This window comes from Symbiopectobacterium purcellii, from assembly GCF_019797845.1.
Lineage (GTDB): Bacteria > Pseudomonadota > Gammaproteobacteria > Enterobacterales > Enterobacteriaceae > Symbiopectobacterium > Symbiopectobacterium purcellii.
In genome coordinates this window covers 1,601,087-1,616,132 of the sequence record NZ_CP081864.1, presented here as the reverse complement: position 1 = coordinate 1,616,132, position 15,046 = coordinate 1,601,087, and the positions used below count along the sequence as shown (strand labels likewise).

Annotated in this window: 9 protein-coding genes and 1 pseudogene; all 10 read right to left on the bottom strand. The window is 57.7% G+C overall.

Annotated elements, in window-relative coordinates; genetic code table 11:
• Positions 1–11: 11 nt before the first annotated feature.
• The gene (locus K6K13_RS07510; RefSeq protein WP_222160221.1) at positions 12–1,448 is read right to left on the bottom strand and encodes a VasL domain-containing protein; all 1,437 of its coding nucleotides are present in this window, start codon (positions 1,446–1,448) and stop codon (positions 12–14) included.
• Between the two features lie 49 nt (positions 1,449–1,497).
• Positions 1,498–4,995, bottom strand: a pseudogene (tssM, locus tag K6K13_RS07505) (type VI secretion system membrane subunit TssM).
• Positions 4,996–5,020: 25 nt separating this feature from the next.
• Positions 5,021–6,427, bottom strand: coding sequence for a type VI secretion system protein TssA (gene tssA, locus K6K13_RS07500; protein ID WP_222160220.1), 1,407 nt, complete (start codon positions 6,425–6,427; stop codon positions 5,021–5,023).
• Positions 6,428–6,438: 11 nt separating this feature from the next.
• Positions 6,439–6,987, bottom strand: a complete 549-nt coding sequence (vasI, locus tag K6K13_RS07495; protein WP_222160218.1) for a type VI secretion system-associated protein VasI — start codon at positions 6,985–6,987, stop codon at positions 6,439–6,441.
• Positions 6,987–8,507 carry a sigma-54 interaction domain-containing protein gene (locus tag K6K13_RS07490; protein WP_222160217.1) on the bottom strand — a complete coding sequence of 507 codons (1,521 nt, stop codon included), beginning with the start codon at positions 8,505–8,507 and terminating at the stop codon, positions 6,987–6,989. The genes vasI and K6K13_RS07490 overlap by 1 nt, the downstream gene beginning before the upstream one ends.
• 2 nt (positions 8,508–8,509) lie before the next feature.
• Positions 8,510–11,149 (bottom strand): type VI secretion system ATPase TssH, encoded by a 2,640-nt coding sequence (tssH, locus tag K6K13_RS07485; protein ID WP_222160216.1) that lies wholly within the window; start codon positions 11,147–11,149, stop codon positions 8,510–8,512.
• A gap of 13 nt (positions 11,150–11,162) precedes the next feature.
• Positions 11,163–11,939, bottom strand: a complete 777-nt coding sequence (icmH, locus tag K6K13_RS07480; RefSeq protein ID WP_222160215.1) for a type IVB secretion system protein IcmH/DotU — start codon at positions 11,937–11,939, stop codon at positions 11,163–11,165.
• A 13-nt stretch (positions 11,940–11,952) separates the two neighbouring features.
• A complete protein-coding gene (gene tssK / locus K6K13_RS07475; RefSeq protein ID WP_222160214.1) occupies positions 11,953–13,293 on the bottom strand; it encodes a type VI secretion system baseplate subunit TssK in 1,341 nt (446 codons plus the stop codon).
• Between the two features lie 2 nt (positions 13,294–13,295).
• Positions 13,296–13,820 (bottom strand): type VI secretion system lipoprotein TssJ, encoded by a 525-nt coding sequence (gene tssJ, locus K6K13_RS07470; RefSeq protein WP_222160213.1) that lies wholly within the window; start codon positions 13,818–13,820, stop codon positions 13,296–13,298.
• On the bottom strand, positions 13,817–15,037 hold the full coding sequence (gene tagH, locus K6K13_RS07465) for a type VI secretion system-associated FHA domain protein TagH (protein WP_222160212.1): 1,221 nt from the start codon (positions 15,035–15,037) through the stop codon (positions 13,817–13,819). The genes tssJ and tagH overlap by 4 nt, the downstream gene beginning before the upstream one ends.
• Positions 15,038–15,046 lie beyond the last annotated feature (9 nt).

Genomic DNA, 15,046 nt, shown 5'->3' with positions numbered 1-15,046 from the left:
TGATTTCATGGTTAACGTACCGCATCGCCTTGTTGCAGGCGATACAGCCTGATGGAGAAAGCCCGCAACTCATCCTCAATTCCACGCAGTTCAGTTGCAGAGAGGGGTTGATGTTTGGCGTTGCGCGCTTCAAGCTCACGCAAACGCAAAGTGAAAGGCACATCCGCGGCCAATACCTTTTGCAGATCGTACAGTTTGGTTTTGAGGTAGGATAGGGTCACCGTGCGCCGCTGCCGTTCAAGCTCGAGCAAATCTTGCAAGGTATTGTCAACGTTGGCTCGCGCCTGCTCGTAGCCGGTAATACGCGGTTGTTCTCCCTGAAGCTGGTCAAGCGAACGTTGCCACTGACGTTCCATCTCCTTCACTGCCAATGAATCGGGATAAAGCTGGTGCATGACGTTCTTCAACCCATCGCAATACTGATAGAGGTAGAGTGGCGAGGTATTTTTCAGTTGATCCAATCGCGTCTGATAATGGCCTATCAGCGCACCCTCCATGCTTTGCAGTTCTTGCTCCCCCAACACAATGCGCGCGTTGCGGATCGCCGTGTGATCCGGCGCACTCGGCAGCGTTGAGGCCGGCTGCTGCACCAACGCCAGCGCGTGCGCCTTTTGCTCCTGCACATAGTGCCAGGCGCTAAAGGCCGCCACGGGAAGCGCGCAGCTCAATGCACCTGCCATGAACCACAACCAGGCCGGTTTGGGTTTCTTGTGCGCCTCAATTTTTACCACTGTCGGCTTTAATTGCCCTTTTTCCCGTCCGATGAGAATACTGCCCGTCGGCGCGGGAGCCTTCTCATCACTGGCGTTCGGCTCCCCCGCCCCCACTGCGGCGGCTGCCTTGTCCGTGTGGAAAAACACCATCGGCGGGATCTGCATGTCCTGTTTGTTCAGCGTGAGCTCATCAGAAACGAGGACAATTTCCGATTCATCAAACAGGTGGGTATAGCCTTCAATAAAGTGCAGCAAGTTCTCCACGCGCGGAATACGGCTCAGCCTGACGTTATGCAGCTTTTCACTCATCAGTTGCAGTGCGCGTTCACAGCGATACACCAACCGCTTATCTTCGTGACTGATGTCATATTGACGAATCACTTCGCTGATTCGGGCAATAAACCAATCCAGCATCTCCACCCGTGCCCGTTCCTGATGCACCGGCGGCCAGAAGTTGTCCCACTGGGTGACAATAAGGTTGGCGAGAAACTCACAGCTTTCGGTAAAACCGCTCAGCCCAGCCAGCCGTGAGCGTGCCAGCGCGAAGTAAAGGGCAGTTTGCAGGTCCACACCCTGTTTCTCAAAGAGCGTGGTCGCCATATCATGCACCCGCATCCAGTCAATATCGGGGCGTGAGGCGTGACTCAGCTTGTTGATCTCTGCCCGCAACGCATCAAACTCAGGCAACATCCGTGGATCGCGGCCCACATTCAGGGCCTGTTGTGCATCTTGCATATCACGTCATCTCGCAGGCAGGCATCACGCTGGATGCCCACCCGGTTAGTTAGTAGAGAGACTCAGGCAGCGTAAACTGGCTGAACAGACCGCCCGCAAACGGGTTATGGCTGGCATCGGTGTAGACGCGATAGGTCATCGCTCCCTGTTCCACCCCGAAGCGTACATCAAAGGTGTTGTCGTTGACCTGAGTAAGCTGGGCGCTGTCGAGCAGGCGATACATTGCCCAGGGCCCGCTGAAACTGACACTGCGCGGCGAACGCTCACGATCGTCCGGCACCAGCGTCAGTTTGCTTTCCGCCCCATCGCGCATACTGTTCGGCCACACCAGCGGGGTCTTCAGGCGGCGACCGTGGGTGTATTCCAACAACTGGCCGTCAAGGTTCAACACGCTGCGGCGTTTATTTGCAGTCAGCTCAAGGGGTTCCAGTACAAAATGCACCTCCAGACTGCCTTGCGCATTAAACAGCGTCTGTCGGATACGGTTGGCGCGATCCAGTTGCTTCATCAGTTCAGCCTGGCCCGGTGTCGACATGCCTTCCTCCAACATCCCGCTCTCCAGCATGGCCTTGAGGTTGGTCTGGTAGAAGCTGTCCAGCGTGCCGCCCGCCATAAAGAACTGTTCCATTTCTGACAGTGGGACATCCTTATTGGACGAGGGATTGAACGGGTAGCGATTCGCCAGCTTGTCGTTAAACGGCGTCACCACCTTATTCAGCCACTCATCATTGAGTGAAGACATCGCCAGCCCGGTCACCAGACTGGTACTTTCCGCAGCCAGTCTGCCCACCCAGCGATCGAGCGGTGCCGGTAGGCCGCGCGCATACTGCTGCAAGGCGAACAACGGATCGGAAAATTTGTTGCCCTGACGCGCCTGTAGCGCTTTCAGTGCGGCTTGCCCGGGATCGGTGGCATTCACTATCTGATCCAGATAGTGGTAGAGGTCAGTCAGCTTCTGGTTCACTTCCTGCACCAGCGGACCGAGTTCTCCCCGACCGTTCAACGCCGCGTTGATGGTCATGAAGGGGCGACCTGCACGGGTATTGATGTTTTGCGCCGTATCGTTGTCGTCATCAGCCAGCTTGCGGATACGGGTATTGTCACTGACCGTGGTTAGCACGCGCTGGAACGGCTGATCGTTGCCGGTGATCTCCGTCAGGATATCAAGTGCATGCTCCGGTGTTGCCAGTGTCTGCACATCGATATTGGCCAGCACTTTCTGCCACTGGTTGATGTAATCGGTAACATAGCGATCATTTACCTGACGCAATATCTCGCGCCGGTCCGCGTCGCTAAACTGAACACGCTCCCGTTGTCCCAACACCCAGGCATCCAGCGCCGTCATATCCAGCAGCGCTTTATCCTGCTTGAGGTAGTAATCGATAAACCCCGGATAGGTGAGAAAGCGCGGCACGCTGCCTGCACTTTAATTGCGCAGAGTAAACGTTGATTCAAATGTCGGGCCCACTTCATCACGAATGGCCAGATAGGGAGGCAACACCTCCAGCGCGCGCATCACCAGACTCTGATACACCCGCTGGTACATCGGGAGCTTGCCCAATTCCCGCTGTGCTGCTGCGATCGGCGCACTGAACGGTTGAAAGTTGCTTATTGCCGCCGTCTCTTTCTGCTCACGGTCACGGTGCCAATCCGTGTGCATCAGTGCGTAGTCCAGGTGCTGCATCAGTTGCTCCTGCACCTGGCCTTGCCCCGGAAACGCGCGCTGCCAGCGTTGGACCATATACTGTTTAACCAACATATTGTTACGCCCCGAGGCATCATCCAGCATGCGCATCACGCGCAGGATAGTCAGCTTGTGTTCACTGTTGGCCGGCGCCTGCACCAAATCCTCCAGCAACCCCTGCATCACCGCAGGCAGAAAGCGCTGGTTGAGCATTTGCAGATAGGAGCCTTCGACAAACGGCCCGATCTTCCCGCCCTGATACAGGCCAAGATCCGCCAACATCGGCGTGCGCTCATGGTAGTTACCGAACGACAAGGTGGCATCACGAATCAGATTCAGACGCGGTAACTGCTGGAAACCGTAGCCCGGCTGCCCTTCCAGTTCATTGGTGCCGATAAAAGCCTGCGCTTTGGTCAGCACGTTGCGCCCAGCCTCTTCGTTGACACGATAAAAATGGTGCCAGCCTGCGATCAAGGCGATGCCCGCCACGGCCATGACGCTGATACCGATACTCAAACGGCGACGGCGATAGACATGGTGCAGACGACTCTCCCCTGCCAGGCTCGCTTCGGAAAAGATCACGTCAGGGAAAAGGCGCTGTACGAAAAAGGTGGTCGACTCCCCTCGCATCGCGCTGTTCACCGGTTCAGGCAACTGGTAACGCCGTGACGCGGACTGGGCAAAGGCATCGAACGGTACTCCCTGTTGATAGACGGAGCAGGCATACAGGCCGCGCACCATGAAAGCACGCTCATCGCCCGCCGTCACGGTTTCTGTCAAAACTTCAAGCACGTACGCTTTCAATCCGGCCAACTGGCGTACAAAGGCAAACAGGTTGTTGCGCACGGTGCGATCGCTGTGATTGAGCAGCATGTCCGGCAAGTTACTGTTGAGGTGCTCCGTCCAGGTATCCCAAAAGTCAGCCAGGTCCTCCAGCCACGCGTTGCCCCGACTCGATTCGAGGGTAAACGTCACGCCGAGCACCGCCTGCCGCGCCTCGCGGTTAAGCTGGCGATACACTTTGTCAAACCCGCTCAACATATCCAGGCGGGTCAAGGCGATATACACCGGCAACCGGGTATTGATGTTGACGGCAATATCCTGCAATCGCGCCCGCATCACCTGCGCGTAGGCTTTGCGTTCCGCCACGCTGGCCTGAGCCAGCCAGGCAATATCGATGGTAAAAACCAGCCCGTTGAGTGGCTGACGCCGACGGTTTTCACATAACCATTGCAGTAGATGCTGCCACAGGCGCGCATGACGCTGCCCGTCCAGATCGCTATCCAGTCCAGGCTGAGCCAACAGTTGACCACTCGGGTCCCAAATCACCGCCGACTCCCCTACCCAACAGCTTACCTGCTGTCCGGAAGCGATATCCCGCAGCTCCGCATCCAGCTTGGGATTGAGCTTATTGGCAGGGTTGGCACGGTGCACCAGACTACTTTTACCGCTTCCCGACAGCCCAATCATCAGATACCACGGCATGGTGTACAACGCCCGTGCCCCTAGCTGGTTCTGAAACGCAGCCAGCCAGCGATCCAGGAAGGTTTGTTGATGATCAACATCTCGTTGCAATGGATCCTGTTCGATGACCTGCTGTTCACGCCGTTCGGCGCGCAGTTGTCGAACGCGTCGCCAAACGCACCAGGCGCTGTAGGCAAAGCCGAGCCACAGCCAGATAACGCTGAACACCACCCGTTCCCATAGCCCTTGCAGCGGACGCCATTCCCCCACTTGCAAACGCGGGCCGAACCACCAGGCCACGATCAGCACAACGCTCCACAGCAACACGCCCAGCAACAGCCAGGAGGGTTTCAATTTTGGCAATTGCTTACGCAAAAACGTTAACATTGTTTTGAACATAGGTAACCACTCACTCCTGAATCTCTTATCGTTGGCGGATCGCAGCCAACCGTTCCATACGGTCCACCATTTCTGGCTCCCAGTGCATCAGGCCCAGACGCTGACAGGTCTGCCACAGATGCTGATAGTGCTGGGCAGCCAGCGCCTTCATGCCCTCGTCCATCAGTAAATCCGCCAGCACCAACTCAGCATAAAAGCGATCGCGCGGTGATTTCAGGTGACGCATTCGGTCATCGATCAGCGCCAGCGCCGCATTGATGTCCTTTTCGTCGCGACAGTTGGCGACTTCCGTTGCCAACCCCGCTTGCCCCCTGCCGGCACCGCGTGCTGGCTGACTGGATTGCAACCATTGGCTACATTTCCCGGTTAGAAAGGGCGAACCATCACTGAACGCCAGCGCCTGCAATTCCGGCACCCGTTGGAGAAAGACAGATAGCTCATCAGCAATAGCGTGGGCAACGGCGGTATGCCCGAGGTGGGTCGCGACCGCAGCGGAGATCATATGTCCGTCAAACCAGTAAGGTGCCAGCACCAGACTCTGTTCGACGCGCTGCCACAGGCTGTGATCCGCTTGCGTCAGCGCGCTCTGGTATTCATCCACCCGATCCGGCGATACCGGCGCCAATTGGGTTTTATTCCCCTGCGTACTTATCGGCGGTGTGGTAATACCAGACCACACGGCATTGCGCCGCAACCGGTAGCCGACGGGTGCATCCGGTTGGCGCTCAACCAGCAGCGCCGCGACATTGAGCTGTGTCTGACGCAAGCCACGTTCATCAGAAGCATTGATCTCTACAATGCTGGCCGGTGCTGGCACCGCGGCGCTGAAAGAGGCGACGTCAGGAGGCGATGTGGAGACGGGCGCAACTTCACGATCGGTCTGAGCTTGTACTTGCTGGCGCTGCCGCACACGGCTGATACTGCCGACCAGTTCATCCGTCAGTGCCGCTTTATCGCTCGCGAGCTGACACCAGCGTTCTGACAACGCCAGCGCCTGACGCTCCAACAATTCCACTTCGCTGGCAGAAGCGTTTTCCACAGCGCGTGGCAGTACGCTCTCGAAGCGGCGCACAATCTGAATCATCACTTTCTGTTTCTGCACCGGGCTGGCTGGCCAGGCAACGTGCCAGTAGTGCGTCAGCCAGGCATCCAACAACGTCAACGCGCTGGTGAATGGCGTCGCCTTCGCGGGGTGCTGCAAACAGCGCAACAACTGCGCCAGCACCCGCATATCCTTGGTGCGCGTTTCCAACAGCAGCAGGCATTGTCCCGCTACCACGTTGAGATCTACCTGGCTGTGCGCCAGCGATCCCAGCTTGACCAGTTCGTTTTCCACCTGTTCCCATATGGGATCGTCTGCCGCCACAGCGGCGCGTAAGCGATCGTCCGACAGCGGCGTCAGCAGGCGTGTGGCCCACGGATGGGTATGCATCGATACCTCCATCACCAGTGACACTGCTGACGCAACGGCATCAGCGCCTCCGTAAGCCCGGTGAGGTCAATGCGCAGCGGTTTGCCGCTGGCATCGATCAACACGGCGTGCTGATGTCCTATCCAGCGTTTAAGGGCATCGATCGCCGGTAAACCGCGTCCATACTCCAGCAGCCGTCCATGGTTGCGTACAAACCAGTTGTCCGCGCTGCGGATTCCGTCCAGCTGTGCGCTAACCGTCTCGCCCTCCCAGGGCGTTGCCAGCGTCAGCCGCAGGTACGTGATGTTACTGGTGCAGCTCACCACCAGTTGATTACCCTCCGCCAGCGGGCGCGTTAAGGTCATGTCGCCACTGTTTTCTTCACGCCGTAACTGGAAGGCAGTGCTTTGCGCCGCAGGCGACATCGTCCGCACGCGCTCCCCTTCGCGGCTGAGTGCGTCATAACAGGCCAGTCGTACTTGTGATGAAGTTTCACTGCGACACTGTTCCCACAATGTCAGCCAGGCCAGTTCGGGCGTACCCGCCGTCGCTAACAGCAGCGGTAATGCGCTCAGTAGCATCAATTCACCTCCAGCTTCTGACATTTAGGAATATTGAGGCTCTCCGCCACCAGCAGGCGGTTGCCATGAAACTGGCTCATACGTGCTTTGATCACCGCGGCCTCATATTGCTGGGTAGCAACACGCAGATCGTGGATCTCCTGAAAATGCGTTTTCGTTTCCTCTGCACTTCCCGCCATGCGGTCGCGAACCTCTTGTGGCAAGGCCGCCAACGTCACCGTTTCCCCTTCCGGCGTATGCGCGCAGGCAATCTCCAGCAGGTTTCGCAATTCACGCACATTGCCAGGGAAGTCATACCCCACCAGTTGGCGTAACAGAGCGCGGTGCAACGGCCCGACACGCTTCTGCTGCTGGAGGGAAATCCGTCCGATAAAGTGTTCGCTTAACAGACTGATATCATCCGGACGTTCACGCAGCGGCGCGATCTGCATCAGGCATTGACACAGGCGATGGTAGAGATCCTGACGGAAGGTGCCTTCTGCCACGCGCTGCTCCAACGGTTGGTGCGTCGCCGCAATCAAGCGAAAATCAGAATGGCTCTCCTTGCCCGCACCGAGCGGCCGGAAACGGTGTGTTTCCAGCACGCGCAACAGCTTGGCCTGCATCAACGGTGACATATCGCCCACTTCATCGAGAAACAGCGTACCGCCGTTAGCCTGTGCCACCAGCCCCACCTTGTTGCTCTGCGCCCCGGAAAACGCACCTTTTTCGTAGCCGAACAGCTCACTTTCCACCAGATTCTCTGGGATCGCCGCACAGTTGATCGCGACGTAAGGCTTATCCGCGCGCTCAGAACACTGGTGCAACAAGCGCGCTACCACGTCCTTGCCTACGCCGGTTTCACCGAGTATCAATACCGAGAGGCGATGATGCGCCGCCTGATAGATCTGCGTGTGCAGTGCCTTGGTGGCAGCAGACTGACCGATGAGCGTCGCTTCAACCTGCTTTTCCCGATCGCGGCGATGCACGTCTTCATCTTTGATTTGACGCAGTGAATCGCGTAGCGCCGTCTGTTCACGCTGGGTAATGGCTAACTGACGTAGCAGCATCAGTTGACAGCAGAACACATGCCCAAGGCGCACCCCCTCACCGCTGTGATGCAGCGCGAACAGGCGCTCAGAAGAATCCAGCAGCGCCAACACCGCCAGCGGCTTGCCATTTTCAGCCGACAGCGGCAGCGCATGCAGCCCGCAGGCCGTGCCAACACGGCACAACATTTGACGAAAATCGTGATGCTCGATACGCGCGCCACCGTACAGTGAATCCCAGGTACGCACCTGATTCTTGTGCAATACATAGGCCAGTGGGTGGCTAAAATCATCGACCGCCAGTTGTAACGATACCGGTGCATCGAGGACGCGCCCGTAGCAGGTCAGTTGTCGACCGCTGACATCCAGCATGCCCAACAACACACCCTGAGGTTGCCAGACGCGCTGAATGGTCTCCAGCAGCCAGTCACGCAGCGTCGCTTCGTCTCGGGTTTGCGTTAACGCCAGCGCCAGATCGAGGGCTCGCTGCATACTCAGCCCTCCACCTCAGACTGGAACTGGTCATCTTTCACATGGAAATGCACCCGACGAACCGGCTCGCCCGCGGAAAGGCGTTGCAGCAGTTGCAATGAAACCGGCGGCAGCAACGCGCCATCAATCACCGATTCCAGCATCCGCGCCCCGTTTTCACTGCGGTTTGCCAGACGCAGGATCGCCTCCGGCACCGCCTCATCGATCACGGTTTCGGCACCAAAACGCTGTTGCAGCAGTGACACCAAGCGCGCCAACTTGCCGTGAACGATGGCGACCATCGTGGCATGATCCAACGGCAGGTAGGGAATGACCTCCATACGCGCTAATAGCGCTGGTTTGAAAAATGCCGCCAGTTCAGGATAGAGCGCATCCAGCAGCGCATTCGCGCGTGCATCCTGCTCATCCAGCGATGCATAGCCCGCATAGTTAACAATGGTTTGATAACCGAGGTTAGACGTAAGGAAAAACACCACGTTACGGCAGTCGATAACCCGCCCTTCACCATCGGCCAATTCACCTTTATCAAACGCCTGGTAGAACAGGTTAAGTACGTCCGGATGGGCTTTTTCCACTTCGTCCAGCAGGACCACGGAGTAAGGTTTCTGACGAATGGCCTCTGTCAACACACCGCCTTCACCAAACCCCACGTAGCCCGGCGGTGAACCAATCAGACGCGATACCGTGTGTTTTTCCTGATATTCCGACATGTTGATGGTGGTCAGATAATGGCGTCCGCCGAACAGCAGATCGGCAATCTGCAACACCGTTTCCGTTTTCCCAACGCCGCTCGGCCCAACCAGCAGGAAAGCGCCCAACGGTCGGCCGGGACGACGCAGATCGGCTCGCGCCGTCAACAGATGCTTGTGCAGGTGTGCGATGGCCAAGGTTTGACCTTTAATCGTTTCGCCCAGGAACTCAGGCAGACGAGTGACGACCTCCATTTCCCCTTGTGAAATCCGATTGAGCGGCACCCCGGTCCACTCGGCGATCACGGCGGCAATCTGGGTTTTATCCACGTGGGGTGACACCAATACAGACGCCTGCTGGAGTGCTTCCAATTCACGCTCGCTGGCTGCTAACTCATCGGCCATCGCCTCGAGATTATCCGGTAGTTCAACGTCGGGAAGCGCATCGGCCAGCAGTGCAGTGCGCAAGGCGATAATGCGCTCTACATGATGCTTCTGCTGCTGCCAGTCATTCTCCCGTTGCGCCAGTTCTGCGACACAGGTTTCACACTCGGCGCGCAATGTCGCCAGTCGTTCAACGGTGTCACCCAGTCCTATGCGACGCTGGCGTTCCAGTTGTGCGATCTCCATCTCCTGCTGATGCAGACGCGTCTGTAACTGGCTGACAGCTCGGGGGGGCGTAGTGAGGTTGATGGCAACCCGCGCACAGGCGGTATCCAGCACATCAATCGCTTTATCCGGCAGTTGACGACCGGAGATATAGCGCGCGGAGAGGTGTGCTGCCGCATGCAGCGCGTCCTCATCAATCAGCACCCCATGGGCGTTTTCATAAATGGCACGTAACCCACGCAGGATAACGGCGCTTTCATCCGCACTCGGTTCCCCCACGTTGACCCGTTGGAAACGGCGCGACAGCGCAGCATCTTTCTCTACGTACTTTTTGTATTCGCTACAGGTGGTCGCGGCAATGGTGCGCAATTCTCCGCGCGCCAGCGCCGGTTTCAGCAGGTTGGAAACATCCAACCCGCCAGCCTGGTTGCCAGCACCGATCAGGGTATGCGCCTCATCAATAAACAGAATGATGGGCTGGGGAGAGTCTTTGACCTCCTGCATCACCCCTTTGAAACGCTTCTCAAATTCACCTTTTACCGATGCGCCGGCCTGCATCGCCCCGAGATCCAGGGTCAGCAGTTCCACGTTACGCAACCGCTCCGGCACCAATCCGGCAACGATGCGCAAGGCCAACCCCTCAATCAGCGCACTTTTCCCCACGCCCGCCTCCCCAACCACCATCGGGTTGTTTTTACGGCGGCGAGACAGGATATCGATCATCACATCGATTTCACGATCGCGGCACAGCACCGGATCGAGCTGCCCTTGACGCGCAGCTTCAGTCACATTCTGGGTATAGCGTCCAAGCTGAGTGCTCACCGCAGCCGCTTGCTCTGTGGTGGCGCTGCCATTTACCGCTACCGCAGTTTCCGATGACGCTTTCACCCACTCATCAAACTGCTGGCGCAGCAGTTCACGGTTGATGTGTGCCAGCGGGCGCGATGCGGCTGCCGACAGATAGCGGTTTGGCATCATCAGCAGCACCATGAGCAGCACGCCGCTTCGCAGATGGCTGTGCTGAAACTCGGCCGATGCCAGTAACCAGCTATCTTGCAACCACTCGACCAACAGCGGTGAAAACGAGGGATAACCCGCCGCTACAAAATCACTGTCTGCAACCGCGGGCTGGAGCTGGGCGCGGAGGGCCTGCACATCCACATCTGCGCGTTTGCAAATCTCGCGCACGTCGCACAGCGGCGTATCCAGCATATTCATCAACAGGTGCTCGATGCGGATTTCCGCGCCCTGATGCTGTATGCAGAGCGCCGCCGCTTGTTCCAGCATATGGCGACACACAGGGTTGAGACGTTCAACCAGCGTAGTCAGTTCGATTCGAATCACGGTGCAGCTCCTGTTACTGTAACAATTCACCCAGTTGACGTAGCACGTCCTGGGTTTGGTGAATCAGCGGGTAGTAGTAAGCGCCAAACGCCGCAGCCAGTACGGCACACAGGCCGAGAAACAGGACGCTGAGCGACACCTGTTTGCGCAGGCGATAGCGCGATACCTGCTGCCCGAGATGTTGATGAAACACCGTAGGAACGGCGGCAGGTTCTGGATATAACACGTCGTACAGTTTTCGCACCACACGGTCCAGTTCCTCGCGCCCTTGCACCATCACGCGATAGCGTCCTTCAAACCCGAGACACAGGCACAGATAGATAAACTCGAGAATATCGCGATAGCGCGCCGGGTCTTCCTGAAGGCGATCCAGCAGCACGAACACTTTTTCGCCACCCCAGGTTTCATTGTGAAACCGCGTCAGCAGCGAATGGGCGGACCAGATGCTCTGTGATCCCCATTCCCGCGCCATCACGGCCTCATCGATAACGGTGCACAGAATGTAGCGAAACGACAGGATCACGCCGTTTTCATAGCCATGGGCATGCAACTCCTGCTCAATGGCCTGAATTTCGGACACCACCCGTTGATAGAGATCGGGTACGTCTTCGTAAGCCACAAGCTGACGCACGCGCTCCACCATTCCCAACAGCGGTGTCACCGCATCGATCATCGGGTTAATACTCTGGCCGCGCAGACTGAACCAGTAATCAGAGTCGCTATCCAGTTGCCGGGCATGGTCATACAGCAGGTCGCCCAGTTGATCGTTTTTAATCACGTCGATGCTCATCGTTTCCCCTCAGTTAACCCTGACCACGGATAGCCCAGAGCTGCATATCCAGCTCCGGGAATTCGCCCGCAATATGGAACGCCAGGGTATTGCCGGACACCAGCACCTGCCAGGACGGGCTTTGTCTGTCCAATTGGAAATAGCTGTAGCCGGCGTGATACGGCAGTTGGCGTGGTGCAACCGGTAACGGCAACAGCGGTACGCCCGGTAATTGCAGATTGATCAGTTCGCGGATCTTCTCACTGGAGGCAATCTTGGTCTGTTGCAACAGTTGCTTGCGCAGGTGCTCCTGCGGCATCCGCGCCTTGACCGCCAGCACAAACTCGGCGCTGGACAACAGCTCAGCATCCCCCACCACCGCGACCATGACCCCATAGGGCTGCTTGATGAGCTGGACAGAGACAGCACGCGGTGACAACACGGTGCTCAACGCCTGACGCAGCGCCAACATGATCGGCTCGAAACTGCTCTGCGGGTGCGCGTGGCGATAGGCAGGAAACTCCGGTGGCAGTCGGGACTCGTCGGTAAAGGTCATCAGTTCGCCACACAGCGAGACCAGCACTTCATGCAACCGTTCAGGGTGCAACGTACCGAGGCGCGCCAGGTGGGACAAGCGGGGCTGCGCGCGGTTAAGCAGTTGCAGCATCATGAATTCCGCCACATCGGCGACGCCTTGTTGTCCCGGTGCGGCGATACGCAGTGCCAGACTGCGCGCACGCTCGGCGACCAGCCCGGCGGATTCACCCAAAAAGCGTTTCAGTGCAGGAATAGCCGTGATGCTCACGCTGCACGGCATAAAATTTGGATCGAGTACCAGTCCGCCATCGGGGCGTTTATCGAGAATAGTGGCGATGGCCAGCGAGGCGTAGGCGCTGCGATCGTCGCGCTCCAGCATCAGACGCAGGCTGACCTTGCCCACGTCGAGCGATGCCACATCGCCGCCCTCGCTGTGCAGATCGCGTACATCGTGACGATGCGCCTGCAAGCGGCTGGCAACCCCCTGCCCCGGCTGTCCGACTTCACTGACACCGCTTACCGCCAGCGGCAAGGCGATATAGACCTTTTGATTGGCGAGCGCTACGTCGGTGATCTCCAGCGGCGGTGGCAGCACATCGTCACCGGGAATATTGAACACGGTGCCATCTGGCATCACACCGTTGGCGTGAACCAGCGCAATACGGCCAAAGTTGAGGTACTCTTCGTTAATCGCTAACGTTTGCAGGCCATAGAAATAGTCGCTGAGCGCGCTAAGTCGTGCGTGTAAGGTGTAGTCGGTATACCGTAGCTGCTGTTGGAAATGCTGCGGTTTGATGAACAGCCCTTCCCGCCAAATAACGCGATTTCGACTCGACATGGTTATTCTTCTTCCTGGTCTTTTTTGATGTCGACTTCATCCCGGCGCAGGTGCACCAGAATCTGATAACTGCGGCCGGTGTTTTTCAGTTTGATCACCTTGCGCCACTCCGCACTCTCCGGATCGGCATAGCGCGCGATGACACCGATGTAATGCACCTTGGCATCCAGCGCTTCGGGCGGCAGGTACTTAAACTGCCCCGGCAGCAGGGTGTAGTCCTGATGACTGACATAATTCTTGGTCAGCGCCTTTTCGATATCCTCGGTGATCTGGTCGTAGTCGGCGGCCAGCAGGCGTGAATCCTCAGCCAGTAGCACCAGTTGAAATTCGATGGGCGCGGCATCACCGCTCTCGTTGGGGTTTACGTCCGGCTCTGCCAGCAGGCTAAACCCCACCGTGGAGGGCTGATTGTCGTTACTGCCCACCTGAATATCGGGATTGGCAGCCACTTTCGCCATCTTGCCGAGGGTGGTACAGCCTGGCAGCAACGCCAACAGGCTGACAAAACAGAACACTCGCCACATCATTGCTGCGCCTGTTGTTGACGCACCGCGCGGTCATACGCCTGGGCGTAGACCTGCTGAAACAGCTTCTGAAACCCCTGCTGGCGCACAGAGGTCAGTTCGCGGTAGTAGTGCTGGTACATGTCCCATGCCCAACCGTCATCCACCACCTCCTGCTCGCCGCTGCGGCGATAATGGGCAAAACGGTCGAGCAAGGCGGCTGGAGAGAACGCTTGCAAGATGGTTTCCAGTGCAACGCTAATCGCCTGCTGGTTTGCCGCCTGATGCACCCGGACGTTATTTAGCACTTCAGCCACCGCTGCCGGTGCAGAAAGGTGAACTGGGCTTTTTCCGTCGGCAAACAGCAACGGCAAGGTGTCGGCATAGTCCAGTCCCAGACGCAGCGGGTTATCTTCAATCGGACGCAGATGGGTATCCGCCAATGCGCCTTGCTCACGCTGCAAGGCCAGCAGACCTTCCACCATCGCGCGCAGACTTTTTCCCATCTCTTCCAGCATCTCGCGCTGTTGTCTTGCATCCTCCAGCGTCAGCGTTTGACCCAGACCACGCATCAGCGGTGCCAACAGGTGGCTATCCAGTGAACCCGATGCATCCTGCGTCACAAGGGGATTATTGATGTTGGGTAGTTCCACAAATTTCTGGTCCATGGTGTCCTCAGCAGCTGAAAAAGTGGTAAGCGCAGTCGGTAACGCCGCCTCCGCAGGACCACCGTGGGTATTCAGCAGGCTCTGACGCTGCTCTTGCTGCAATACCCACAGCGGATCGTTAGTGACGTCATCGCCTAGTGCGTCCGTCGTTGTCTGACGTTTGGTCGTGTCATCGAGCCAGCCATCAAGCCCACTCGCGCTATCCTGCCCCAGCAGTTGATCGATATTTTTCTCCTGCATCAGATCGTTTAGGTACACACCGAGACGAAAAGGGCCAATAACCAGCTCATCGCCATGTGACAACCGCACGTTGCGCCCGCGACCAATCGGCGACAGCGAGCCATTGATAAAGGACTGCCCGCTCAGGTCGCACAGGCTGAAATGGCCGTCGCGCATCTCAATGCGAGCGTGTTCCGGCAGCACGGCACCCAGCCTGTCGCGCAGTTGCCAATGGTCCTTTTCTGATGCCCCCAGCGTGCCGCCGTTATGATCAAACGCGTGCTGCACCTGAGAATTGATATCCAGCTGTTCGCTGTTGAGAACAACCAGAGTGAGTGGATGACTAACGGTCACATTGACTCC

Coding starts and splice junctions, on each gene's coding strand:
- tssA (WP_222160220.1), bottom strand. CDS start 6,427: ATGCATACCCATCCGTGGGCCACACGCCTGCTGACGCCGCTGTCGGAC.
- tssJ (WP_222160213.1), bottom strand. CDS start 13,820: ATGATGTGGCGAGTGTTCTGTTTTGTCAGCCTGTTGGCGTTGCTGCCA.
- K6K13_RS07490 (WP_222160217.1), bottom strand. CDS start 8,507: ATGCAGCGAGCCCTCGATCTGGCGCTGGCGTTAACGCAAACCCGAGAC.
- icmH (WP_222160215.1), bottom strand. CDS start 11,939: ATGAGCATCGACGTGATTAAAAACGATCAACTGGGCGACCTGCTGTAT.
- tssK (WP_222160214.1), bottom strand. CDS start 13,293: ATGTCGAGTCGAAATCGCGTTATTTGGCGGGAAGGGCTGTTCATCAAA.
- vasI (WP_222160218.1), bottom strand. CDS start 6,987: ATGCTACTGAGCGCATTACCGCTGCTGTTAGCGACGGCGGGTACGCCC.
- K6K13_RS07510 (WP_222160221.1), bottom strand. CDS start 1,448: ATGCAAGATGCACAACAGGCCCTGAATGTGGGCCGCGATCCACGGATG.